A 25,402-nucleotide genomic window follows, 5' to 3' on the forward strand; every position below is an offset into this window, starting at 1 on the left:
ATCGATTAAATGGATGGCAAACTATAAATGACGTCGACCACCACCCCTTATTGCAAATCATTTCGCTTAACCTTTAATTCCACCGATCATAACACCCTTGACAAAGTATTTTTGAACAAATGGATAGACGATTAAAAGCGGGATGGTAGCGACAATAATCACACCGTATTTAATTAGCTCAGACACTCTTTGTTTTGCGGCCAAGGAGTCCAAATCACTGATCATCATTGTGGATGCCTGATTTTGAATTAAAATGTTTCGTAAAATTAATTGCAACGGATATAAATTTTCATTATTTAAATAGATTAAAGCATCAAAATAGGAGTTCCAGTGTCCAACGGCATAAAATAGGACCATAACAGCCACAATCGGTTTTGATAACGGCAGAACAATCTTCCAGAAAAATTTCACATCCGAGCATCCATCTATTCGTGCCGCTTCTAATAACTCATTAGGAATAGAGGACTCAAAAAACGTTTTGGCCACAATGACGTTCCATACCGCAACAGCTTTTGGAAGGATTAGCGCCCACATAGTGTTAAGCAAACCAAGATTCTTAACAACCAGGTATGTAGGAATTAATCCGCCTGAGAAAAACATCGTCATGAGGAATAAAAACATAATCACATTTCTTCCATATAAATCTTTTCTTGATAATGCATAGGCAGCCATTAAGGTAAAAGAAACGTTTACAATCGTACCAACCACCGTATACATGATGGAGTTCTTATAGCCCAGCCAAATCTTGCTGTCTCCAAAGATTCGCTGATACCCTTCAAGGGTCAGCTCTTTCGGCAATAGCCATACCTTTCCTTCGTAAATCATGTTTGGGTCACTGATAGAGGCAATTACAATAAAGTACAATGGATAGACTACCAATAGTAAGATGATCGCGACCAGAAAAAAGTTAATAATATCAAAGACCTTATCTTCCTTCGATTTTCTTGTCATTCTCTTATTCTTTAAAGCTAATATACTCATTTATGCTGCACCTCCTGTTACCATAATCCTGTTCCGGATAATTTTTTCGCAAACTTATTTACTAAGACTAATAAAACTAAGTTAATCACTGAATTAAACAATCCTACTGCGGCAGCAAAACTATATTGCGCCTGCTGTAACCCCATCTTATAAACATAGGTTGGGATAATCTCTGCTGCCGGCTGGTTCATTGGTGTTTGTAACAGGTAAGCCTTTTCAAAACCAATATTCATAATGTTACCAACGTTTAGAATTAATAGAATAACAGCCGTTGGCATAATCGCCGGAATATCCACATGAAAAATCCGCTGCCACTTATTTGCTCCATCCATTACCGCAGCCTCATGCAGTTCAGGGCTGACTCCTGCAAGCGCTGCTAGATATATAATCGCAGCCCATCCGGTTTCTTGCCAAACGCCTGAGGCAATATATAATGGTTTAAACCAATCAGGTTTTGCCATAAACGAAATCGGATCGCCGCCAAAAATCAGGATTAAGTTATTAATAAGCCCATTGTTTGAAAAGAAGACATAAATCATACCCGCTAAAACAACTACTGATATAAAATGCGGCGCATAAACAACTGTTTGAACAAAACGTTTGTACTTATCACTTCTAATTTGGTTCATCATGAGAGCTAGAAAAATTGGAAGCGGAAAACCAACGATTAGTTGTATAACGCTAAGACCAAGAGTATTTTTAATCAGGCTCCAAAATTGATAGGAATCGAAAAATCGCTCAAAATGTTTAAATCCAACCCACGGACTTCCCATAATTCCTTTTGTTGCAACAAAATCTTTAAAAGCAATTAATATTCCATACATCGGGACATAATGGAAAACAATAAAATAAACTAAAGCGGGTAAAAGAAATAAATAGAGCTGATAATTACTCAAGATTTTTTTTAGTTTTGATGCTTTTTTTACTTGGATGGGTGAATCGATTACCGAATTTGCTTTCCTAACCACTTCCATATCCTTGCCTCACTTTCAACAATGTTTTTTTGTTTTGTCTAACATTTCAATTGAAACGTTTCCAACAATAGCTAAAAAAATTTTGTTATCTAAACCGTTTCTTCCTTTCTTTACATCATAGGTATTCGATAAATCTCTTACTTGAACGTTTCATTGAAACGTTTCCAAAAAGAGTTAAAAAAATTATATATCTAAGGTTCCTCCCTCTCTGTAACGAGAGGCATTCGATAAATCCTTATCCTCCAGCGTTTCAATTGAAACGTTTCCAACGAAGAGTTAAAAAAATTGCAAATAATAGCTAAGTTGTTTCGCCCTCCCTGTACATGACAGGGATTCGATAAATCTCTTGCTCCAGTGCTTCACCTTCAATCTTTCTTAAGAGAAGCTTTACAGACATTCTTGCCATTTCCTCAACCGGCTGCCGGATCGTTGATAGAATTGGATGAAACAGCTTATTATCCTGAATTCCATCATATCCGATTACTTTTACATCCTCTGGAGTCCGCAAGCCATATTGTTTAGCTTTATCGATATATTTGGCGGCAAGCAGATCGGTATTGGCAAATATCCCGTCCACATCCTGATGTTCTTTTATTTTAAAGAAATTTTCGAAGTATTTTTCATCATTAAAAACAGCATCAAGCTCCTCGTAGATGATATATTCGATACCTTGAGCCTCTGCTTCATCGATGAATCCTTTTTTCCGAAGTTCAACCTCACTATAAACATCACTATAGGTTGCAAGATATGCGGCTTTTTTAGTTCCCGCTTTCACAAGCTCTCTTACGGCAATGCGGCCGCCAGTGTAGTTATCCGAGGTTACGCATGTGATTTTTTTTCCAAAATGGCGGTCAATGCTGATAATCGGAATATCAGTACTCACACTATCTTCGATGTCATTGTAAGTGATTCCAATAATGCCTGCTACTTTATTCTGATTGAGCATATCTAAATAATAAAGCTCTTTGTCGGGTCTGCCCCCACTATTGCAAAGCATCAATTTATACCCTTCTCGGTCAAGCTCATCTTCGATATAATAGGCCAGTTCCGAGAAAAACGGATGCCAAATACTAGGGAGTAATAACGCAACCATTGTTGATTTTTGCATTTTAAAGTTTCTTGCAACTTCATTAGGTATGTAATTTAATTGTGTGATCGCAGCATTCACTTTCTCCCGTGTTTCGTTCCTTACATTCGGATGATTGTTAATGACTCGTGAAACAGTGCCAACTCCAACTCCTGCTAGGTCTGCAACATCTTTTAAACTTGGCACTACAACTACCTCCAATATTAAAGCGATTTCATAAACTTATGATATTACCATCATGGAAACGTTTCAACGTTTCCATGAACCTATGATATCACCATCTTGGAAACGTTTCAACGTTTTTTTTTAAAAATAAATTAATTTTTCTGATTTCTTTTTTTAAGATAGAATGTATTTTTTTAATGCCTCTGCTACACCGTCCTCATCATTGGAAAGTGTGATATCATTAGCAATTTGTTTCACTTGTTCCGGTGCATTTCCCATGGCAATTCCAAGTCCCGCATATTCGATCATATTCATATCGTTATAGTTGTCGCCTATTGCGATTATCTCGTTTTTTAGGATATCAAACTCTTCGCATAAAAATTCAATGGCAGAAGTTTTGGTTGTATGTTTGGGCATTATTTCTAAGTAGTTAGGCTTTGAAGGATAAATATTTAAATGATTAGAAAGATATTCTTTCATTTTTGTATCCAATTGTTGGATATCTGGGGATTCAGCCATACATAAAATTTTATTAGGTCCAGTACTTTCTTGCTCCCAAATAGTAAATAGGTTACTAAAATCGGAAATAGCAGGAGTAATACTGGTTATTTCACTCTCTTGTTTTGCCCATTCATCCATTTCTTCTATATACCATTCATCATCCTTGTATAAACTGATATGGATGCCTAAGTTTTTGACAATAGTATACACCTTCTTTACATCTGAAACTGGTATCGTAATGTTTAATAGCGTATCACGATTATTCCAAATGAACGCACCGCTGTAACAAATAATGGGCTGAACGATATTTAACGCTTGCTGCAAGAACTTTATCCCTTTAGGCATTCTTGCAGAAACTAGGATGACTGGAATTTGTTTTTCATTAGCAACTTTCTGGATTACTTGTTTCGTTTTTTCCGTAATCTCATGCCTGGAATTCAGTAATGTCCCATCAATATCCAAACATACCATTTTGAAATTACCCATATGAATCCCCCTAGTCCGGGCAAGTACTTTTCCCATACTCTTGCCGAGTTAAGATTCTTTTCCTTGAAACCTGTATTTTCTACTGAAAATTTTTCTATTTCATAATCTTCCTTGGCAAAGGCTTTTACCACTCGATTTCCGCTGATATTCTCCTGCACCACTGAATTCAGCCTGGCAAACTGTTCCCGTATCGCTGAAAAAGTGGGCTTTACAGTATAGGTTAAACGAAAAGCAAAGAAACCAATAATCGGTGTTACGGCGAGCATGACCAAAGCTAACGGCGGATTTAGAGCAAACATGACTCCAATGGCAAACAGCAAAATGGTAACATTTTCAAAAATAATATAAATAGCCCAGGCAGTAAAATGCCTGACTGCTTCCAAATCCCCAGTCATGCGCGCCATGACATCTCCCGTTTTTGTTCGATCATAAAAACAAAATTCAATTGGTGAAGACGAGTATACAGCTCTTCCCTTATCGTAAATATTACATTTTGCGAAATCCGCTCAAACATTAATTGATACCTATAACGAATCACTGTCTTGGTTATGGTTACACCAATCATTAATCCCAACAGGGGCCATAATAAATCATTCTGATGTCCATAAATGACCTTATCGATGATTTTACCGGCAATATAGGGATTAAACATATTTAGAACTGAAACAGCTAGCGCAAGTGAAGTCCAATGAATAATCTAACCCGGTAATTCCGTATATATCCCCATATCCATCGCATGCTTTGCAAAGATCGTTTCCTCCTTCCAATTCTGTTTAAACATAAATACATCATATTATTGTTTCGGTCTTTGTATGAATGAGAAAAAATTTATTTAGGTATTCGAAACAGCCCTCCTTTAAATAGAAAGGCTGTTTAATATTTCCCGCTGTGTCTCTTGAAAATGGATGACTTCCTCTTGGGTTGGTAAGGAAGAAATGGCTCCTACTTTCGTACAAACCATTGCTCCCACTTTATTACTAAAGGACATGATTTGTTTCAGTTGTTCGAAGTCTTCTAAAACTCTCTTTGGTTCTGTTGCTCTAGCCAACTGGTAAAGTGTTGCGCCTACAAATGCATCACCCGCACCGGTAGAATCGATAGAATCTACTTTTATACTTGGAACCATCTCCATATTTTGCCCATTAGAAATCATCGTTCCTTCTTTTCCTAAAGTAACCGCAACGACTAATGCTCCCAGTTGATGTAGAACTTCGATTCCATCACTTAAATCGTTCATGCCAGAGATAATTTTTAATTCCTCATCGCTTACTTTTACAAAATCAGCGATAGCGATTCCCTTTTGCACTAACTCTACAAATTGGTCTCTTCTCCCTTTCCAAAGGTCAATTCGATAGTTAGGGTCAAATGAGATAAATTTACCATCGTCCTTTGCTTCCTGCATGACATGTAAATAAGTCGATTGAAAGGGATCATTTAATAAAGCGGTCGCTGAACCAAAATGTAGAATACTCGATTCTATTATTTTTTCTTTATCAAGCTCGTCTTCAGTTAAAAAAGCATCTGCCCCGCGATTAAATACGAAGTCCCTTTCTCCATTTGCTTTCAATGAAACAAAAGCTAGAGTTGTAGGATGCTCATTATCTAGTACAAGCATAGAGGTATCGACATTCACTTCTTCTAATATATTTTTTAAAAAATGACCAAACGGATCATTTCCAACTTTTCCACTGAACAGAGCACTGCCCCCTAATTTCACAATCGCAGCACAAACATTAGCAGGCGCTCCCCCTGCCTGTTTTTCAAAATTTTGACCTTGGACTAAGTCCATGTCCACATCTGTACAGAAAAAATCGATTAATAATTCTCCAATACAAATGACTGATGGATTGTTTTTCATTTTATCTCAACCGTCCTTTTTAAATTGTTGTATATAATAACTTGCTCATGGCTCTGCAAAAACAAAGCTCTAACCTGATATTTCGATTAGAGCTTTGCTAAAAATGAAATTACTTACCCCATATAGAATCTAGTTCTGTTAATTTTAATAAAGACACCTGGGTGTCTCCTTCATTTGAAAACAAAACAATTTTTTCATATGGCTGATTTGGAAAGATTAAACTAGTACTTACTACCTTCCCATCATTTGCAAATAATTCAATGGAAGAGGCATCGACAAAAATTTGAAGATTGATTTTTTCATTTTCCATTTTCAAAGGAGCTTCTTGTACCGCTGCGAAAGATTCTGAAAAACTATTATCTCCTGCATTAGTTCTGTCAACTGCTATTAGTTCCCTTTCCACATCATAACGAATCACTGTTTTTTCATTTTCTGAACTTTGTAAGACGATACCAAACGAATTGGAAGTTTGTTTTTCAAACTCTAAATTTACTTCGACCAGTGGACTGAACATATTAAAAGATGCAGGCTGACCTGATTCAATCGTTAGGTTCTGATAAACTTCTGAGCTTTTTCGAATCGAATTGATTTCTGAAACCACCTTTTGAACCAAGCCGACTCCATCCTCACTAGAAGTTAACGATAATTCTCGAGGTAATGTCATCGCACTGCGCCATTCTTCCGTTGGTACTTGATTGGCATAACGCCAGTTACTCATCCAGCCAATATAAATTCTTCTTCCATCTTCAGTTGGGTTATCAGACCAACTTACGCCTGCATAATTATCCCTACCATTATCCATCCAAAGAATTGTTTCATCAGTATTTTCATTTACAAAGGTTGTTCCGTCAAATTCACCAATAAAATATTGTGTTCTTGAACCTTCTTTGAAATCATGGTTATCACCAATACTGACAAACAGGACCCATTTTGGGATGTTTACATCACCATCTACTGGCAATTGAAACAGGTCAGGGCATTCCCAAACGCCGTCATGTGACCCAGCATTATTTCCAAATTCACTTGCAAACTCCCAATCTTTTAGGTTTGGAGAGGTGTAAATGGTGATGGATTGTCCAGTCGCTAACACCATTACCCATTTATTCGTTTCTTCATGCCAAAAAACCTTTGGATCACGATAATCGGTAATGTTTACATCAGAAAGTACGGGATTTCCTTCGTATTTGGTCCATGTTCTTCCATTGTCGGTACTATAAGCAAGACTTTGACGCTGACGCGGCCGCTCGGAATCTGGATAGTTATCCGCACTCGTATAAATGGCTACCAACCCAGGTCCATTCTGGAAAAATCCTGATGTGTTATTCCAATCCACTACTGCACTTCCAGAGAAAATTGCACCATGCTCATCTGGATATAGCGCGATCGCCAGCTGTTCCCAGTGAATTAGATCTTTACTAACCGCATGTCCCCAGTGCATTGGTCCCCATGTGGTACCAAATGGATGGTATTGATAAAAAAGGTGATACTCATTATTAAAAAAAACCATGCCGTTGGGGTCGTTCATCCATTTTTCTTCAGGTGAATAATGAAACTGCTGACGATGCTTTTCTTTATATCGTTGTGTCATAATGTGTCACTCCTTTGTTTTCTCTTAATATCTTTTATTTCGATTATGATGGACAGATCTCACTGGTTTTCTGTTAGATTTGTCTTTCATCCACCTTATGATGGACAGATCTCACTGGCTTTCTATTAGATTTGTCCTTCAGCCACCTTATGATGGACAGATCTCACTGGCTTTCAATCAGATTTGTCTTTCATCGACCTTATGATGGACAGATCTCACTGGCTTTCGTTAGATTTGTCTTTCACCGACCTTATGATGGACAGATCTCACTGGCTTTCCATTGGATTTGTCTTTCATCGACCTTACGATGGGATGATCTCACTGGCTCTCCGTTAGATTTGTCTTTCATCAACCTTATGATGGACAGATACTGGCTTTCAATCAGATTTGTACTTCATCGCCATTTTTTATGAATTTCTATCATCCTAAATTGGAATAAGGCTGTACGTATGCTTGTACAGTACAACCTCAGCCCTATTACTTAAAATCGTTTATTTTGTGTTCCTGTCGTATCCTGCTTGTTTAATCTTTAACCACTCTTGTAATCCTAAGCGGTCTAATTCTTTCAAATATCCATCCCATTCTTTTTCCACTTTTCCATTTTGAATCCATTCGGCCCGTTTTCTCATAACGAAAGCAAACATATCCGTTTCAATTGTTGTAAGTTTATCGCTATCTTCTAATGAGAAGAATACTCTTGGATAAATATTTTCTGCAGTCATATGAGGAGTCATAACATCCTTCATTAATCCTAATCTCCATGCAGCATCATCTGGTTTTGTGGTAACTTTTCCATAATACTCATCTAAAATCGCTAATGGTCCGCCGATATTTGTTTTTTGTCTTAATTCCACTGGTGCTGTACCTGATAAAGGTAAATGTTTTAGCATTCCTGCTGCTTCATTTAATTCAAAGATATTTTGTTGGGTTTTATCACCATACGTACCCCAGTTATCTTGAACAGATTGCTTTGGTTCATATAATTGATCAATCCATTTTGCAGTTAGTTCAATGTTCTTATCCGCACTTGTAATAACCATTCTTCCTCTATCAAATCCCATTCCATTGGTTCTCGCTACGTTCACATGGCCATCAGGACCAGCCAGCGGCTTCATTAGGTCATATTTGTCATTCATACCAGTAATATTTGCTTTATCCCAAGTGAAATATAAACCATAACGATTATCTTTGCCTTTTGCTAGATACGTGTTCCAATCTTGTTCAAACGCTTCAACATCGATTAGACCTTCTTTATATAACTCATTGAGAAATTTCATTCCCTCTTTGTACCCTTTATCTGATGCAGTAAACGTAACTTTTCCATCATTACTTACAACCGTATGATCCCAGTTTTCACCAAGGCCAAACGAGCCAAATAAGAATGCTAGGTCTTCCCCGCCTGCTTGCTTTCCAATAAACGACATCGGGATTTCATCCGCTTTTCCGTTGCCATTTGGATCTTTTGTTTTAAAGGCAATCAATACTTGCTTTAATTCTTCTGTGTTTGTCGGCATTTTTAAACCTAATTTATTTAACCATTCCACATTGATCCATGGGAAATCATCAACCGAGTGAATACTTTCTTTTCCTGAACCTAACTCCTCAATCCATGGGAAAGAGTAAATATGTCCATCAGGAGCAGTCATCATTGCTTTATATTCAGGTGCTGCTTCCAAAACCTTTTGTAGGTTAGGCATGTACTTCTCTATTAAATCTTCCACAGGAACAATCGCACCATCTTTTGCAAGTTTTAATAGATCGTGGTCATTAAAACCTGCATCGAGGATGGCATCCGGCAGATCGCCGCTCGCCATTGCCAGGTTTCTTTTTTCAATAAAAGCATCGGAGGTATAGTTTTTCCACTTAATATGAACACCCGACTGATCTTCCAAACGCTTATAAATTAATTTTTTATTAGGATCAGCCGGCGCTAGTGGGGAGCTTTGGGTCATAAAATTCAATGTCACTTTTTCTTTTAAAGGAAATGTTACATCCTTTAGTTTGTACTCTTTTGATGATGCAGTTTCACTTTTGCTGCTGTTACTGCAGCCTGAAACTAGTAATATCATAGCCAGTGATGCAGCCATAACTTTTTTTACATTTTTCATATCATTACCCTCCTAAATATTGTGTGTAAGCATTTACAATAAAATCTATTAAATTGGCTCATTATTTCAATGAACCCACCATGACACCTTTTTCAAAGTACTTTTGGAAGAATGGATACATGATAATAAGCGGCAGACTAGAAATAACAATCGATGAGTATTTGATCATTTCTGAAAGCTTTTTAAGTTCAGCCATAGCCTGCTGATCACTAATCATTCCTGGTCCAGTCTGATTTTGAATCAATATTGACCTCAAAACTAATTGTAATGGGTGCAATTTCGGATCCTCGAGATAAATCATCGCATCAAAATAAGAGTTCCATTGACCAACAAATGCATACATTGCTAGGACGAAAATGATAGGTTTGGAAAGTGGCATAACGATTTTAAAGAAGATTAATAGATCGGATGCTCCATCCACCTTTGCTGCTTCATGTAATTCATAAGGAATACTTTTAAAATAAGTCCTTGCTAGGATAATATTCCAAACATTCACGGCGCCCGGTATTAAAATCGCCCATGGGGTGTTTAACATTCCGAGGTCTTTTACAACCAGGTAGGTTGGGATAAGTCCACCTCCAAAGAAGATGGTGATAATAAATAGTGTCATAAAGAAATTTTTCCCGACAAAGCCATTTACCGATAATGGATAGGCAGCAAAAATACAAACTACAACGGTTATAACGGCAAATCCTACTGAATAAAGAATAGAATTGATAAAGCCATGGACCATCGCATCATTGGATAAAATCAACTGATATCCTTTAAAACTCCAATCTGAAAAATTGAACGAAATCCCTTTATTTAATAACACCGTTGGATCCATGAATGACGCAAGAACGACATATACCAAGGGAACTAACACGATTAATACGGCTAAGCATAGAAAGATATTATTAAAGCCTAATATGATTCGGTCTATGCGGGTGTGCTTTATATTCATATCAAGACTCCTTTCTCGTTAATATAAACCTTCGCCTTCGTTTAACTTCTTAACGATTTTATTAACTACGATTAACAAGATTACGTTAATGACTGAATTAAACAGGCCAACAGCTGTTGAATAAGCATAGTCGCCGGACTGCAAACCTACTTTATACACATAAGTTGGCAGAATTTCGGAAGAAGGCAAATTCATTGCGGTTTGCATTAAATATGCTTTTTCAAATCCAATCGACATAATCCCTCCAGCAGCCAGAATAAATGTTACTGCCATTAATGGTTTCAATGTCGGTAAATCGATGTGAATCATTCTTTGAAGAATATTTGCTCCATCAATCGTTGCTGCATTGTGTAATTCAGGGTCAACATTCGATAAAGCCGCCACGTAGATAATCGATGACCAGCCTGCCGCCTGCCAAATACCAGAGATAATATAGATTGATCGGAAATAATCTGGATTTGACATGAACATAAGCGGCTTTCCAGTTATGAAGCTAACCAGTTGATTGATAGGGCCTGTTGGTGATAAGAAAATAAACACCATACCAACAATTACAACCACAGAAATAAAATTTGGTGCATAGAGCACGAGTTGAATATTTTTTTTAATGGCCGCCCTTCGTAGTTGATTAAGCATCAATGAAAGTATGATAGGGACAGGGAACCCAACGATTAAGCCAAAAAAACTGAGTTTAAGCGTATTCATAAAAATGTCAGTAAAGTTAGGTGAAGATAAGAATTTGGTGAAATTATCAAATCCGACCCAATCACTTCCTAAAATCCCTTTGATCGTACTAAAATCTTTAAAGGCAATAATGGCTCCATACATCGGAATATATTTAAAAATGATTGTTAGAATAACAGCTGGAGCGATAAGCAAATAAAGATGATAGTTTTTCTTGATATATTCCAATTTGCCTGTCAGTTTCGAAGCTGCTTTCTTTTCCGCTTGGATCTGTACAACTGGTTCTTTTTGAACATTTACTAACTCTTGCAAGCTCTTAACCTCCTATCAAATAGCTTTTTTCTTTATCTGGTTTTAACTTTAGCAAATTTGGAAAAGGAGAGAGTTTAATATCTTCGGAAATGGACGTTTAAAATTTTCGGCAGTTGGAAACGGTTCCATTTACTTTTGGATAAATTAACAAAGTATTCACGCATTTCTTCTTTTGTTTTTTTATTTATGATTAAGGTGGATTGTTAAAACATATGAGAGGAAGTGGGAGATGCCTTTTAAAGCACGAACCAACAAAAAAAAACTCCCCTAGTTCCTTAACTAGAAGAGGTGCTCTCAAAGAATATTATTCTATTGCCAAACGGGTCATGAATGCATAGTTCTTTGGTTTTCCATGGAGTCTCTTCGATGCCAGGACGGGCGTACTTATAATCCTTTGAAAGAAGCTGTGAATGAAATGACTCGATGTTCCCCACTTCAATCCTCACCGCTGCACCTGGACAGCAATCACCATGATGCTCAGAAAGATGAATGATACAATTTTGATAAGATATTTGCATATACAACGGCATATTTCCCTCAAATCGATGCTCCCAATCCAGCACAAATCCCAGAAAACTCAAGTAAAACTCTCTGGCTTTAGACTCATCAAATATACGAAGGATTGGTGTGAGACTTTTCATGGTTATTTCAGGTTTATTCATGTAAATCCCTGCCCCCAATTTATTGAATTTCTTTAAGCCCTGCATTGATTTTTTCTACTGCTTCCTTCGCCGAAGCATTTACATCCTTCCCGCCGATTCCAACATCCTCAAATAATTTCCTTATTGCATCACTTACAACCGGATACGCAGGAGTAACCGGGCGGTTCCTTGAATATTTTTGCGTTTGCTGTAAGAAAATGTTCTTAGGATATTCGTTCAGCTCTGGAAAATCTTTTGCTACAGAGTATCTTGCAGGAACATCACCTGTTATGGTTACATACTTTTTCATTCCTTCATAACTTGTCACATATTTAATAAACTTCCAAGCTTCCTGTGGATGTTTTGATTTAGAGGTGATTCCGAGCGCCCATCCTCCATTTGGAACAAACTGATACTTATCCTTTGGCAGTGGCGTTACTCCAAAATCTTCTCCCAGCTTGAATTCAGGGTGATTTTTTTCCAAATCTGCAAGTGTCCATGAACCAAGCACAGTCATCGCAAGTTTGCCTGACTCAAACGCAGCTGGGGGTAATTCAAATGCCGCAACAGCATTTTTATGATATAAATCTTGAAAAAATTGAAGGGCATCTAACGCTTCTTTTGAATCTAAATATCCACTTGCCGTAGTTCCATCGGGGCTTAAAATATTAGCACCAAACTGCCAAAGTAGCGGTGTTTTAAAATAAGCAGGAGATTCTCCATCATTAAAACTCTGTGCCGGGTCAATACCGATCACATCTTTTGCAGGATTATTTACTTTTTTAGCAATCTCTAATACCTCATCCCATGTTAATGGGTTTTTGGGATCTTCAGATGGATAAGGGATACCGGCATCTTTAAATATATGTCTATTGTAATATAAAGCAATACTTGACTCGACAATCGGTGCAAGGTAAATTTGACCCTTATAACTTAATCCTCGCAAGGTAGAGGCAGGAATATCATCAATCTGCCCCTCCTTTCTCATAAATGGATCAATTGATAATAACGATCCGGTATTTGCATAAAGAGCAAGAGTAGGACTGTCAATCGTCAAAATATCCGGAGGGTTCCCTGCGGCAAGTTCAGTTCGCAGCCTTATTTCATAATCACCGTATGGAATAGACTTCATATTCACCGAGATATCGGGATTTGCCTTTTCAAAAACAGAAACTAATTCTTCAAATGCTTTATTTTCAGCCGTATTTCCACTATTTCGCCAAAACGTCAACTCAGTTCGTTCGGAACTCTTTGGTTTTTCCGCTTTCTCTTTTTGGGTGCTACCAGAGAATGTATCAAAAAAGGACAACGCATACACTAAAATACCCAAAAGTATAATTGCAAAAATAGTGAACCATTTTTTCATCAACATTCCCTTTCTTTCTTGAAAACTTAAACATCTAAGGCATTACGGAATTCAACAGGGGTTTGTCCAAAGTGTTTTTTAAAAACAGTACTGAAATATCCAGAGTTAGAAAAGCCAACTAAGTTTGCTACATCAATGATTTTTAGTTGCTTATCTCTTAAAAACTCCCGGGCTTTGTCCATTCGTAAATTCACAAGATAATCACTAAAATTCTGCCCGACATAATTTTTAAATGTTTCCGATAAATGAGCACTATTGATATGAAATAGTTCAGATAAAAGAGTAAGTGAAATTTCACTAGCATAATGCTGATCTAGATAATGCCGAACACTATCAACGATTAATTTCCCGTTCGAAAACCGCGCCATACGTACCTTTTCAATGATTAACTGAGCCAATTGAAAGAGGTTTTCAAGCACTTTACTTTGCGAATTAAGTTCCCAGATACTTTGTTGGCAATTCCAAATCATTTTTTGAATATCTTTCGTTTCGATATCATATTTTTTTGCCAGAGACCCTAACAGAAATAACACTCGATTGGCAGCATAAGAAAAGGATAAAATCGATTGGTTTCCATTCCCTCTCAATATGGTTTGAATATTTTCTTTAAATGCCTCGAAATGAACATTTTCAATTGCATTTGTTAACTTTCTTTCAAAATCAGGTGAAAACTCAAATGCATCCTCTTTCGTTATCGCCGCATCAATCACTTGTGAATGGCAGCCTAGTTGACTTTGACTCCAGGCAAGCAAACTAGAAATATAACCTGTCTTAAAGCTAGCTAGACCCTTGACAACATTTCCGATTCCAATCACCGTTTCTAAACTCAACAACCTTTTCACATTCTGTTGTACTCTTTCAACCAAACTAGAAGGACTATTTATATCTATTCGTATTAGAAAATGAACCATATTAGCATAACTTGGGTCGTAAAACGAATAAGTTCCTGTATTCTCTTTTGAGATCTCTTTGCATAACATTTGGAAAGGAAGCCAGAGCTCCTTTAATCGATTGGGATTGCCAAAGCCCTCTCTAATTTCCACGCTGACAAATTGGACAATGGCGTCCTCATTTACAAGTTCCTCGAGTTGTAGCTGGCGCAGTCTTTCAATAACCAGATTAAGCTGTAACCATTCCTCTTTAACTAAATAGAGCAAGTATTGTTCCTGTACTTCTTGAAGCTGAGTAAGAACAAGCTGACGCATCTGAGCCGTTTCAACTTGTTTTCGCCGCTCTTCCTCAATTTCTTTACGAATTTTTCGTAATGCTTCTACTAATTCATCTGGGGCTACCGGTTTTAACAGATAGTCTCTAACCCCTTCCTTCATGGAACCACGTACCAATTCAAAATCGGAATAACCCGATAATACGATCACTTTTACTCTTGGAAATTCCTGCTGACATCGTTTAGCTAATTCAAGGCCATCCATAATGGGCATCCTCATATCTGTAATGACCAAATCAATATCCATGCAACCAAGCAATTCAAGTGTATCTTTCCCATTAGAAGCTTCGCCAACAATTTCAAAACCTTCTTCTTCCCAATCCACCTTCATTCGTAAACCTTTACGAACTTGAATTTCATCATCCGTGATTATGACCTTCATCATGTATATCACCTCTATCAAAATTTATACATAATGTAATCCTCGTGCCTACATTCTTTTCAGATTCAATCTGATAGGAAAAGCGCTCTCCGTAGTAAAGCTTTAATCGCCCAAGGACATTCTTTAGACCAATGCTGTTTCCTTTGCTCGCTAGGACACTAATGGTTTCATTCTTTGTTTCTTCACTCACTAAGTCTGATATCACTTCTTCCGACATGCCAATTCCCTTATCTTCTAAAACTATCTTTATTTGATTATTCGCTTTTTTCGTTTTAATAAAAATTTCAGCCGTGGTCTTTTCTATAAAACTATATTTGACGGCATTTTCTACGAGCGGTTGGAGGATGAATTTAATAATAGAGAGATTTCTTGTCTCCGGATCCTCCACAATATCAATCGTGAGGGCGTCCTCATATCTCACCTTTAAAATGTCGGTGTAGCTGCGAATATAGCTGATTTCTTCACCTAATCTCACGACGTCATTTTGTGTATTCAATGAATACCTCATCATCCGGCCTAAGTAGATGCTTACATTCATGACCTCTTTATTCTTGCCCTGAACAGCTAATCCCCCAATGATTTCAAGGGTATTGTTCAAAAAGTGCGGATTGATTTGCAGTAATAGGGCTTTGTATTCCGCATCTTTTCGACGGATGTTGGCTTCATATTCTGTTTCAATTAAATGCTTCAATTGATCGACTGTATGGTCGAATACTTTAATCACATAACCAACTTCATCATTAGACGATTTAATGGTTGGCATAAAGCGTTTTGCACCTAAAAAATCCCCATGCTCGATAAATTTCATCGCTTTTGCTAGTTTTCCTAAAGGGCTTACGATATTGGAAGAGAGCATGAACGACGCAAAGATTGTTATTAAAAACACAATCGCACTAGTAATAAGTAAGTTTCGCTGTAGAATATTAACTTTTGAGAATAAGTCAGACTTGGTCACTTCACTGACAAGAATCCAATCACCAACTGCTAACTTTTGGAAAAAAACAAAGTATTTTTCTCCCTGATAATCAGTTTCTAATAAACCTTTTTGTTTTGTATTATTCTTTATTTTAGTTAAACTATTTTTTAATACCCTTTTTGGGGTATCGATTTTCCCCTCTAATACATTTGCTCCCTGCTGATCTAATAAATAAGCATGTCCATTTTTTCCAATCGTGATTTTTCGTAAGGCTGTTTCTAGCAAAGATGAAGGGAAATTAACCTTTATTAATCCGTATGAAACAACCGTGTTCAAATCAACCAGCGGCAAAATATAACTATTACTATTTCCTTGTGCTGGCATATATGGGTCAATATGTGATTTTACAAATCGTTGTTCATTGATCGTAAAGTCTTTAAACCAATCTAGGTTGTGTAAGTTGGGGTTATTGCCCCATGCCCCCTCACCATTATTCAGAACGACTGAGATAGACATACCATTTGAATTGTTCACCATCATTGATGATAGCATCATTTTCAGTTGATTCTTCTGTAACAAGCTCTGTTCTTTCGGTATATTTGCATCCCTTTTTTCTAACTTTAACCACTGCTGTGTCGTTTGATTGACTAGGACCTGTTTTCCTAAATCCTCCGCCTGCGTTGTAATCGAGTCAATATAGAGCGAGTACTGATCCATTGCTTCTATTGTTAACTCCTGGGTCTGATCTTCAATAATAGATGTAAACCAGCTCGGGATTATCATCGACAAAATGATTAATGGAATTGTTAACAAACAAGTAAAAATAATAAATAGGCGATTGCGTAAGGAAAAAAACATGGTATCCCCCCAAACGAAAAAGAAAACCCTTACATTCAAAGGCTCAATCAATAAGTTTTGACTTTTAGTATCTATTCAATTTAACATATCCCCTATCAACTTACCACGGGTTATTTCATACCATAAAAATGAGCAGAAGCCGGATTCCGGCTCTGCTCATCTCTGATTCATATAGGCTTCACGATATTCATTCGGGGTAATGCCCTCAATCTTTTTAAATACTTTGCGAAAATATTTGTCGTCTTGATACCCTATCATAGTAGCAATTTCATAAATTTTTAACTGGCTGTTTTTTAATAATGTTTTGGCCTTCTTCATCCGAAACTTCACAATATAATCTGATATATTGACGTTAAATTCTTGTTTGAATTTTCTCGAGATATATTCTCGACTGATATAAAAATGCTCGGAGATCTCTTGCAGTTTTACATCCCGATCGAAGTTCGCTTGCAAATACTTTTCAATATCATAAATGATGTTACTTTGTTTCTGAAGGGTTCCTTTCTTAACTTTTTTCAAAAAGATAGCAATCTCTCGTTTCTTTCTCTCTTTGTATTCTTCAAGCATAAAGTGACCGTTTACATCAAAAAATAAATCAATTCGTTTTTCGATGTCCTCTGCTACTTTAACAGGTAGATTATAATGCTTAAACCATCTATTGCTGATCACCAAATATTCATTTTCTAAATGGAACAGCTGTTTTAATGATAGAAAGTGGTTTTCTGTAAAATCAGACTCGATTTGGTTGATTACTTCAACAAAGGCCCCAATCTCCCCAGCTTGTACAGCCATTTCTATACTAGCAGAGTAGTCCATAAGGTTCCTTAATCCATGATTTGGAAGGTCCTCTGTCACATGGACGCGAGTTTCTCTATCTTCCAAAATATTACGATTATAAAATAATTGCTTAGCATGACGATAGGACTCAATTAAGCTGGAACTCTCATTAACCAGTTTACCTAAAACAATCGGACAAGAGATATTCATTGTACCTCTTAGCATCTTAAAGATTTGTTTTAATAGTTCCCCTATTTGCTCAAACTTGTTCCAAAAGATAATCACAATTTCGCCTTTATTGGATAAGTAACGAAATCCAATTCCACATTCATTTTTCATCATAATTTCGTTAATGACGTTCAAAATCGTAAAGTAGGCTAAATCACGATCTCCTTGAAATGCCTCAATTGTCTTTCCGTTAATCCGAACAAGGGCTATTTGATAATTGTGAGACGGATGAATACCAAAATTCTCATACAAATCTTCCTTCAGGTTATCGCTATTTACTAGCTGGGTAAGCTTGCGGTCTCGATAAACCGGCTTCATTTCATTGATTAATTGAGAGCTGCTTTCTTTTCTCTCCCTGTCCAAAGCTTCTTTTTTCCATTCATCCACAGCTGTTTCCAACGTATGATTTAAGATTTCGGGATCAATCGGCTTTAAGAGATAATCTGAACTTCCGAAATGAATGGCTTTGCGCATGTAGTGGTAATCATCATAACCTGTCACAACAATAGTTTTGCTGGTGGGCTGATTTTCTTTAATCCATTCTAACAGGTTGACGCCATCCATTTTTGGCATTTTCATATCTGAAAAAATAATCTCTGGCTTATACTTTTGAATTAACTGTATCGCTTCTTCTCCATTACCGGCTTCATAAATTTCATCAATTCCGTTTTGTTCCCAATCACCCAGGATCTTAATTCCTTCTCGAACGTGCTTTTCATCATCGACGATTAATGCTTTCATGAATGCTCCACCTCTTTTTGCATAACCTTTGGAAACTGAACGGTCACAGAAAATCCAGTTTCTTCATTACTGTTAATTGTCATGTGTGCTTGATTCGCGTAATAAATCTGTAATCGGTCATATATATTTTTTAAGCCAATCGTTTCTCTATGCTTCTCTTCTTTTGACACACCATGATATAATTCCTGCCTGATACTTTTCAACTGTTCTTCATTTGCGCCTATTCCATTATCTTTTACAGTAAGGCAAACCAACGCGTCGTCCTGAACACTCGCCTCAATATGAATAAATGCTTTTCCTACCTGCTGATCAAAGCCATGCTTAAAACAATTTTCCACAATTGGCTGTAAAATCATTTTCGGTATTAGTATTTCTTGAACTTCTTTTGGGACATTTAATTCAAATTCAAACTGCTCGTCAAAGCGTTGTTTTTGTAACAATAAATAGGATTTAACATGCATCAGCTCTGAAATAAAAGGGACAATGTCTTCCTTCATATTCATACTGTACCTCATGATTTTCGATAATGAAGTGAGTAAGGAATAGACAGGAACGGCTTTCGATTTCAACGCCAAGGTACCAATCGATTGAAGGGCGTTATATAAAAAATGCGGGTTAATTTGTGACCGCAATACGCGCAGCTGTGATTCTTTATTTTCTATATCTAATTTATATTCTCGCTCAATTAAATCATTGATTTTCGCAATCATTACTTTGAAATGCCTTCCCAACATCCCAATTTCATCATTTCCTAATGAATCAAAATCCGCCTCAAATTCACCCTTTTCTACTTTTTTCATGTTATCAATTAATACTTTTATCGGTGCAGTTATCTTAAATGAAACAAACATGGTGGCGATTAGCACAAAAATGAGAGTCACGATACCGATCAAAATATTGATCAATGCGGTTTCTCTAGCCCCTTGATAAAGTACATCGTAAGGAATTCGTTTCACGATATACCAATTCTTGTAGGGAGCGGAGAACTTATCGTGAACAATCACACCTGAGAATTGTTTATCCTTCCATTCCGTACTTTTACTTGAGGCAGACTCCTTTTTTACTTTCCCAAACCACTTTTCTTTATTTTCTTTGCCGATCATTGATTCATTGGAGGAGTATATTATAACTCCTTTTTCATCCATAATGTACAAGTCTTCCATGTCCTTTGTATATAAGCGGCCGGCAATCGCACCTATTTTGGAAAGATTAATATCAATAGACAAAAAGCCTAATAGCTTGTCTGACGGTACGTCACGAAGGACGTTATGAAAGCTTAGGACATTTTTCTTTTCCGAGTTTGGGATAACCGATATATTGTTATAACTATACATTTCATGGGGCGGTTCAATAACAGAAAAAAGGCTGTTATATCGATTTAAACGTGCATAATAAGGATGCGAAAAGATACTCTCATACTTTGCTCTGCCGCTAATTCTAGAATGATAATTGGTATAGGAATCCTTCCCTTTATCAATGTAAATGTGCATTTGTTCAATCTCAGGTCGTGTATTAAATAAATAAGCAAGAGCTCGTCGAACTTCTTCCTGATTAGTATTTAAATTCTGTGATAGCCCATCCCTCATCACATTCATAAAGGGCGTATATCGGTAAAGTACGGACGACATCTGGGCCACATCTTCCAAATAAACAGTTAGTTCATCTTCACCTTTGACAATCAGGTCATGATTGGTTGAAACAAAGCGATTATTAAGAGACTTTGTTGTTTGGTAATAAGTAATCGCGATCGAACTTCCAAAAGGCAGAACCGTTACTAGTATTAAAAATATAATAAGCTTTTTACGAATTCCCCACTGCATATCATCTTGGTTAGTTATATAAAAAAATAGAACTAACCTTCCTCCAATTAATGAATTTTCTCCATTGTAACAACTATCTATATCCATTCCTAGGGCATATATTGACTTGTCCATAGGAATGACTGTTCAATATATTCCACCCTACTGGTCAATGTAAGCCGTTTCATAATTTTTATTATTCTCTAAAATGAAATTATGGAGGTGCAGGTAATGAATAGCCAAAGTAAGGTGGAAAAAGTTGAATCCTCAGTATTAGTAAAACCAAAAAACGTAGCAGTATCGAAGTCAGTTTCCTTAAATAAAAATAAGAAACTGAAAGAAGCAGGATTATTTGCTCTATTTGTAGGACCCGTTTTTTTAGCTTTTATGCTCATTGTTCTGATTCCTTTCTTTACAGGAATTTATTATGCCTTTACAGACTGGAACGGAATCACAGGAGCGGTCAAATGGGTGGGCTTGGACAATTTCAAGTACATTTTCACCGAGGACAAGCAATTCCAAGCTTCCTTTAAACTTACAACGAAATATACGGTCGTTGCCATTATCTTAACAAATGCAATTGGGTTTGGATTAGCTTTACTTGTCACCCAAATGTTGAAAACGAGAAATATTTTACGGACAGTGTTCTTCATGCCTAACTTGATCGGCGGTCTTTTATTAGGATTTATCTGGCAGTTTATTTTTGTCAAAGGCTTTGCCTCCATCGGTGCGCTTACAGGTATCCCTCTTTTTGAGTTAGCTTGGTTAGGCGATAAAAATACCGCCTTCTGGGGAATTGTGATTGTCAGTGTATGGCAAGGTGCAGGCTACATTATGATTATCTATATTGCAGCATTACAGAACGTTCCTCAAGAATTAATTGAAGCAGCGAAAATTGACGGTGCAAATAGGTGGCAGATTCTTCGTCACATCACCATGCCCCTCGTCGCACCAGCTGTTACCATTTGTTTATTTTTAACAACGGCATCATCCTTTAAGGTCTTTGATGCAAACCTTTCCCTGACGAATGGCGGTCCATTTAAGTCAACTGAAATGTTAGCGCTTAATATTTACACAGAAGCATTTGTTAATAACCGCTACGGAATTGGTGAAGCAAAAGCACTTATTTTCTTCCTTGTTGTCGCAGCTATTTCTGTTATTCAAGTGACATATTCGAAGAAAAAGGAGGTTGAGTCCTAATGGGAAACAGGTACTCAGGAAAAACATTTATTGTTGAAATCCTTGCCATCCTGCTTGGCCTAGCCTTTTTAGTCCCTTTCTATTATGTTATTTCGAACTCCTTAAAGCCGTTTGCTGAGATTTTAACTAACACTTCGGCCCTGCCGTCCGTGCTGCAGTTTGAGAACTATGTGAGCGCCTTCGAAAAATTGAACTATCTGAAGGTATTTTCAAACTCTTTAATTGTTACAGTTGTAAGTAATGTCGTTCTGGTTGTCTTTTGTTCAATGGCGGCCTACATGCTGGTCCGAACAAAAAAGAAGATCAGTAACGTAATTTTCATGATTTTCGTTGCAGCGATGATTATTCCGTTTCAATCGATCATGATCCCGCTCATCAAAACAGCAGGTACCTTTGGACTTTTAAATAGCGTCTGGGGTCTTGTCATTATGTACTTAGGCTTTGGATCAGGGATGACGATTTTCTTGTATCACGGGTTTATCAAAGGAATTCCGGTCGAACTTGAAGAGGCAGCAATTATCGATGGCTGTTCAAGGTTTGGTGTATTTTGGAGAATCGTTTTTCCACTATTAAAACCGATTACGGTTACGATCGTCATTTTAAACAGCTTATGGATTTGGAATGACTTCTTATTACCATCACTTGTTCTTCAGGATCCGGAATTAAAAACGATTCCATTAGCAACGTTCTCCTTCTTTGGACAATATACAAAGCAATGGGACTTAGCACTTGCAGCATTGGTTATGGGCATCATACCGTTGTTAATCTTCTTCTTTGCGATGCAAAAACACATTATTAAAGGGATTACCAGCGGATCAATTAAGTAGTAATATAATTTAGTTATGAGGAACTACCTCTGCTATCTGTTTGACAGATAGCAGAGACTAATATAAAAATAGATTTTACTACAGGAGGGAATTTTAATGGGGATCAAAAAATATTCTTTACTTGCAGGTGTACTATCCGCTTCACTTCTATTAGCAACAGCTTGTTCTAGCGACAGTGCATCTAGTGATAAAAAAAGCAGCGGTGGCAAAGATGGGAAAGTAGTTGTTGATCTTTTTAATGGGAAAGTTGAAATCGCTGACCAATTAAAGGCATTAACAGACCAATATACAAAAGAACATCCAGAAGTTACCTTTAATATTGAAACAGTGGGCGGTGGCGCAGATGGTTCTGCAGCCTTAAAAGCAAAGTTTGCTTCTAACAAAGCTCCTGATATCTTTGGTAATGGCGGTTATCAAGAGGCACAAACATGGAAAGATAAATTTGAAGATTTATCCGATCAGCCTTGGGTAAAAGATGCCTATGAGAGCGCATTACTACCTATGACAATCGATGGAAAAATTTATGGTCAACCTGTTAATATGGAAGGCTATGGTTTTGCTTACAATAAAAAGTTATTTGCAACAGCCGGTATTACCGAAGTACCAAAAACATTCACAGAGTTAGAAGCTGCATCGAAAAAACTGAAAGCTGCCGGGATTACACCTTTCTCAGTTGGATATGCTGAATGGTGGGTTTTAGCAAACCATGGTCTTAACGTTCCGTTCGCTTACCAACAAGCAGATGACGAAAACTTCATTAAGGGTTTAAACGAAGGTACAGCTAAAATTGAAGGCAACAAATACTTCAATGACTACTTTAAGCTTGTAGACTTAACGATTAAATACGGTAATAAAAATCCATTAACAACTGACTACAATACAGAAGTAACGCAATTTGCCAACGGCGAAACAGCAATGATTCAGCAAGGTAACTGGATTCAGCCGATGCTAGATAAATTAAATCCTGGCATGGAAGTTGGTTTCATTCCATTGGCACTTACTGATGATGCAGCACAAGCAGATAAATTAATGGTTGACGTACCAACAAACTGGGTAGTTCATAACAAAGCTCCTGAAGCAGATAAAAAAGCGGCAAAAGATTTCTTAAACTGGATGGTTTCATCTGAAGAAGGTAAAACAGCATTAGTTAAGGAATTCAAATACATCCCTGCTTTTAAAACAATTGAAGCAAAAGCAGAAGATATTGGACCACTAGGTGCAGAACTTCAGAAATACTCTCAAGAAGGCAAAACCTACTCTTGGCAGTTCATGAAATATCCTGATGGTGCAGGTCAAGAATTCGGCGCTTCCCTTCAAGCCTATGTTGGCGGCCAAAAATCTAAAGCAGAAACAGAAAAAGCTTTAGATGCAACTTGGGCTAAATTAAAGAAGTAGTATTAAAAATCTAAGGCTCTTCTCAATCTGAGAAGAGCCTTTTAATATTTAACTAGTTCTTATTCACGATCCGGGCTATTGACCATAATCCCAGCCACTTGCGTTAAGCGATCATAAAATGCTTGTCCTACTGGTTCTTTATCAAGTCCAATTTCCTCAAATGCTTCCTTCATACAGCGGAGCCAGCATGCGGCTCTTCTCGGCGTTACTTCAAATGGCAGATGCCGCCCTCTCATTGCTGGCGGACCAAATTCCTGACTGTAAAGGGCCGGACCTCCTAAAAACTGCGGGAGAAACATTCGCTGCTTGCGCTTTATTTCTTCCATGTCCCCTTCAAACAATGGTCTTAACTCAGGGTCAGCATATACTCGCGGATAAAAGGCATTGACCAGTTTATCAATTGTTTCCTGTCCGCCTATTTCCTCATATAGTGATTTAAGTTTGTATTCCAATTTCGTCACCATCCACTTTTATTTTTTTCCCTATTTTTGATTATTATAAGGTTAAAGCGGAAAGGTTTTTGTGATTGATATCACAGTAAATAAAAAAATACATAAATTCCCACGCGTTGGAAAGGTGTTTAAAACAACTTTCTAAAAAATTGTGGTATCCTAATATAATATGCTGGTTTCATATTAGTATTTAATCGGACCATTTTGGTTTATAGTACAAGCGGTCTTTCAAGAGGTGTAAAGAATGAATAAGGCCTGGATTTACGTTGGTTTAACCTGTTTGTTTGAATTAATTTGGGTATACGGATTTAATGAGGCACAAACGTGGTGGCAGTGGGCAATCGTCGTTGGAGTTATTTTTTTAGACTACCATATTCTACCTATGGCATGCGAGACTCTCCCCACAGGTACTGTTTATGCGATATTTGCCGGAATAGGGACAATTGGAACGGTGTTAATGGATATATACCTATTTGGGGAAAGCTTTAGTCCTGGGAAGGCTTTTTTTATCTTGACCATTGTCATTGGCGTCATCGGATTAAATCTCTCGGACAAAGAAGATGAAAAAGCAGCCGTAAAGGGAGTTGCCTAATATGGGCTGGGTTTTTGTCTTTTTAGCAGCTGCAAGTGAGGTCGCCGGTGCGGCTGGACTCAAATTATACAGCCAGCAAAAAACGCTCCGAAATGGTGTTCTATATATTGGCGGGTTCGGCGCATCACTGGCTTTTTTATATGTGTCATTTCAGTTTCTTCAACTAAGCATTGCCTATGCCGTTTGGGTCGGAATTGGGACAGCTGGTGCTGTTTTTATTAATATGTTTCTTTTTGGTGAATCAAAAAACCTTGGGCGCATCTTTAGCGTCATTTTAATTATTATAGGTGTTGTCGGCTTAAAGGCACTATCATAA

23 protein-coding genes are annotated in these 25,402 nt (G+C 37.3%); 5 read left to right on the top strand and 18 right to left on the bottom strand.

Going from position 1 to position 25,402, the window contains the following annotated elements; translation table 11 throughout:
- Positions 1–66: 66 nt before the first annotated feature.
- The 17 genes from AB7942_RS03995 to AB7942_RS04075 all read right to left on the bottom strand — a co-directional run bounded on the left by AB7942_RS03995 (position 67) and on the right by AB7942_RS04075 (position 20,755).
- Positions 67–981 carry a carbohydrate ABC transporter permease gene (locus AB7942_RS03995; protein WP_369445886.1) on the bottom strand — a complete coding sequence of 305 codons (915 nt, stop codon included), beginning with the start codon at positions 979–981 and terminating at the stop codon, positions 67–69.
- A 17-nt stretch (positions 982–998) separates the two neighbouring features.
- Positions 999–1,955 carry an ABC transporter permease gene (locus AB7942_RS04000; protein WP_369445887.1) on the bottom strand — a complete coding sequence of 319 codons (957 nt, stop codon included), beginning with the start codon at positions 1,953–1,955 and terminating at the stop codon, positions 999–1,001.
- Positions 1,956–2,253: 298 nt separating this feature from the next.
- Complete coding sequence (locus tag AB7942_RS04005) at positions 2,254–3,228, bottom strand: LacI family DNA-binding transcriptional regulator (protein ID WP_369445888.1); 975 nt, start codon at positions 3,226–3,228, stop codon at positions 2,254–2,256.
- Positions 3,229–3,381: 153 nt separating this feature from the next.
- Positions 3,382–4,194: a Cof-type HAD-IIB family hydrolase gene (locus AB7942_RS04010; RefSeq protein ID WP_369445889.1), complete on the bottom strand. Its 813-nt coding sequence runs from the start codon at positions 4,192–4,194 to the stop codon at positions 3,382–3,384.
- On the bottom strand, positions 4,146–4,598 hold the full coding sequence (locus tag AB7942_RS04015; RefSeq protein ID WP_369445890.1) for an ABC transporter transmembrane domain-containing protein: 453 nt from the start codon (positions 4,596–4,598) through the stop codon (positions 4,146–4,148). Before AB7942_RS04015 ends, AB7942_RS04010 begins: the two co-directional genes overlap by 49 nt.
- On the bottom strand, positions 4,586–4,846 hold the full coding sequence (locus AB7942_RS04020) for a 6TM ABC transporter family protein (protein WP_369445891.1): 261 nt from the start codon (positions 4,844–4,846) through the stop codon (positions 4,586–4,588). The genes AB7942_RS04015 and AB7942_RS04020 overlap by 13 nt, the downstream gene beginning before the upstream one ends.
- A gap of 204 nt (positions 4,847–5,050) precedes the next feature.
- Positions 5,051–6,052 (bottom strand): carbohydrate kinase family protein, encoded by a 1,002-nt coding sequence (locus AB7942_RS04025; RefSeq protein WP_369445892.1) that lies wholly within the window; start codon positions 6,050–6,052, stop codon positions 5,051–5,053.
- A gap of 109 nt (positions 6,053–6,161) precedes the next feature.
- Positions 6,162–7,640, bottom strand: coding sequence for a glycoside hydrolase family 32 protein (locus AB7942_RS04030; RefSeq protein ID WP_369445893.1), 1,479 nt, complete (start codon positions 7,638–7,640; stop codon positions 6,162–6,164).
- Between the two features lie 491 nt (positions 7,641–8,131).
- Positions 8,132–9,748 carry an ABC transporter substrate-binding protein gene (locus AB7942_RS04035; RefSeq protein WP_369445894.1) on the bottom strand — a complete coding sequence of 539 codons (1,617 nt, stop codon included), beginning with the start codon at positions 9,746–9,748 and terminating at the stop codon, positions 8,132–8,134.
- 61 nt (positions 9,749–9,809) lie between these two features.
- Positions 9,810–10,691: a carbohydrate ABC transporter permease gene (locus AB7942_RS04040; RefSeq protein ID WP_088085655.1), complete on the bottom strand. Its 882-nt coding sequence runs from the start codon at positions 10,689–10,691 to the stop codon at positions 9,810–9,812.
- A gap of 18 nt (positions 10,692–10,709) precedes the next feature.
- Entirely contained in the window at positions 10,710–11,645 is a 936-nt protein-coding gene (locus tag AB7942_RS04045; protein WP_246869768.1) for an ABC transporter permease, read from the bottom strand.
- 317 nt (positions 11,646–11,962) lie between these two features.
- Positions 11,963–12,349 carry a glyoxalase superfamily protein gene (locus tag AB7942_RS04050; protein WP_369445895.1) on the bottom strand — a complete coding sequence of 129 codons (387 nt, stop codon included), beginning with the start codon at positions 12,347–12,349 and terminating at the stop codon, positions 11,963–11,965.
- A 19-nt stretch (positions 12,350–12,368) separates the two neighbouring features.
- Positions 12,369–13,694, bottom strand: coding sequence for an ABC transporter substrate-binding protein (locus AB7942_RS04055; RefSeq protein ID WP_369445896.1), 1,326 nt, complete (start codon positions 13,692–13,694; stop codon positions 12,369–12,371).
- 26 nt (positions 13,695–13,720) lie between these two features.
- Complete coding sequence (locus tag AB7942_RS04060) at positions 13,721–15,304, bottom strand: response regulator transcription factor (RefSeq protein WP_369445897.1); 1,584 nt, start codon at positions 15,302–15,304, stop codon at positions 13,721–13,723.
- Positions 15,279–17,075, bottom strand: a complete 1,797-nt coding sequence (locus AB7942_RS04065) for a histidine kinase (protein ID WP_369445898.1) — start codon at positions 17,073–17,075, stop codon at positions 15,279–15,281. Before AB7942_RS04065 ends, AB7942_RS04060 begins: the two co-directional genes overlap by 26 nt.
- Positions 17,076–17,231: 156 nt before the next feature.
- On the bottom strand, positions 17,232–18,821 hold the full coding sequence (locus AB7942_RS04070) for a response regulator transcription factor (protein WP_369445899.1): 1,590 nt from the start codon (positions 18,819–18,821) through the stop codon (positions 17,232–17,234).
- Positions 18,818–20,755, bottom strand: a complete 1,938-nt coding sequence (locus AB7942_RS04075; RefSeq protein WP_369445900.1) for a sensor histidine kinase — start codon at positions 20,753–20,755, stop codon at positions 18,818–18,820. Before AB7942_RS04075 ends, AB7942_RS04070 begins: the two co-directional genes overlap by 4 nt.
- A gap of 96 nt (positions 20,756–20,851) precedes the next feature.
- Here AB7942_RS04075 and AB7942_RS04080 point away from each other — a divergent pair, with 96 nt between their 5' ends.
- From AB7942_RS04080 to AB7942_RS04090, 3 genes are all read left to right on the top strand, one after another.
- Entirely contained in the window at positions 20,852–21,820 is a 969-nt protein-coding gene (locus tag AB7942_RS04080) for a carbohydrate ABC transporter permease (protein ID WP_369445901.1), read from the top strand.
- Positions 21,820–22,647 (top strand): carbohydrate ABC transporter permease, encoded by an 828-nt coding sequence (locus AB7942_RS04085; RefSeq protein ID WP_369445902.1) that lies wholly within the window; start codon positions 21,820–21,822, stop codon positions 22,645–22,647. Before AB7942_RS04080 ends, AB7942_RS04085 begins: the two co-directional genes overlap by 1 nt.
- A 96-nt stretch (positions 22,648–22,743) precedes the next feature.
- Positions 22,744–24,042: an ABC transporter substrate-binding protein gene (locus tag AB7942_RS04090; protein WP_369445903.1), complete on the top strand. Its 1,299-nt coding sequence runs from the start codon at positions 22,744–22,746 to the stop codon at positions 24,040–24,042.
- Between the two features lie 59 nt (positions 24,043–24,101).
- Here the strand turns inward: AB7942_RS04090 and AB7942_RS04095 are convergent, their stop codons facing one another.
- A complete protein-coding gene (locus AB7942_RS04095; RefSeq protein ID WP_483310835.1) occupies positions 24,102–24,506 on the bottom strand; it encodes a globin domain-containing protein in 405 nt (134 codons plus the stop codon).
- A gap of 232 nt (positions 24,507–24,738) precedes the next feature.
- On the opposite strand from AB7942_RS04095, the gene AB7942_RS04100 reads away from it, so the two are divergent.
- Both AB7942_RS04100 and AB7942_RS04105 read left to right on the top strand, forming a co-directional pair.
- Complete coding sequence (locus AB7942_RS04100; RefSeq protein ID WP_088085643.1) at positions 24,739–25,086, top strand: DMT family transporter; 348 nt, start codon at positions 24,739–24,741, stop codon at positions 25,084–25,086.
- A gap of 1 nt (position 25,087) precedes the next feature.
- The gene (locus AB7942_RS04105) at positions 25,088–25,402 is read left to right on the top strand and encodes a DMT family transporter (RefSeq protein WP_369445905.1); all 315 of its coding nucleotides are present in this window, start codon (positions 25,088–25,090) and stop codon (positions 25,400–25,402) included.

Source organism: Neobacillus sp. BF23-41 (assembly GCF_041106275.1).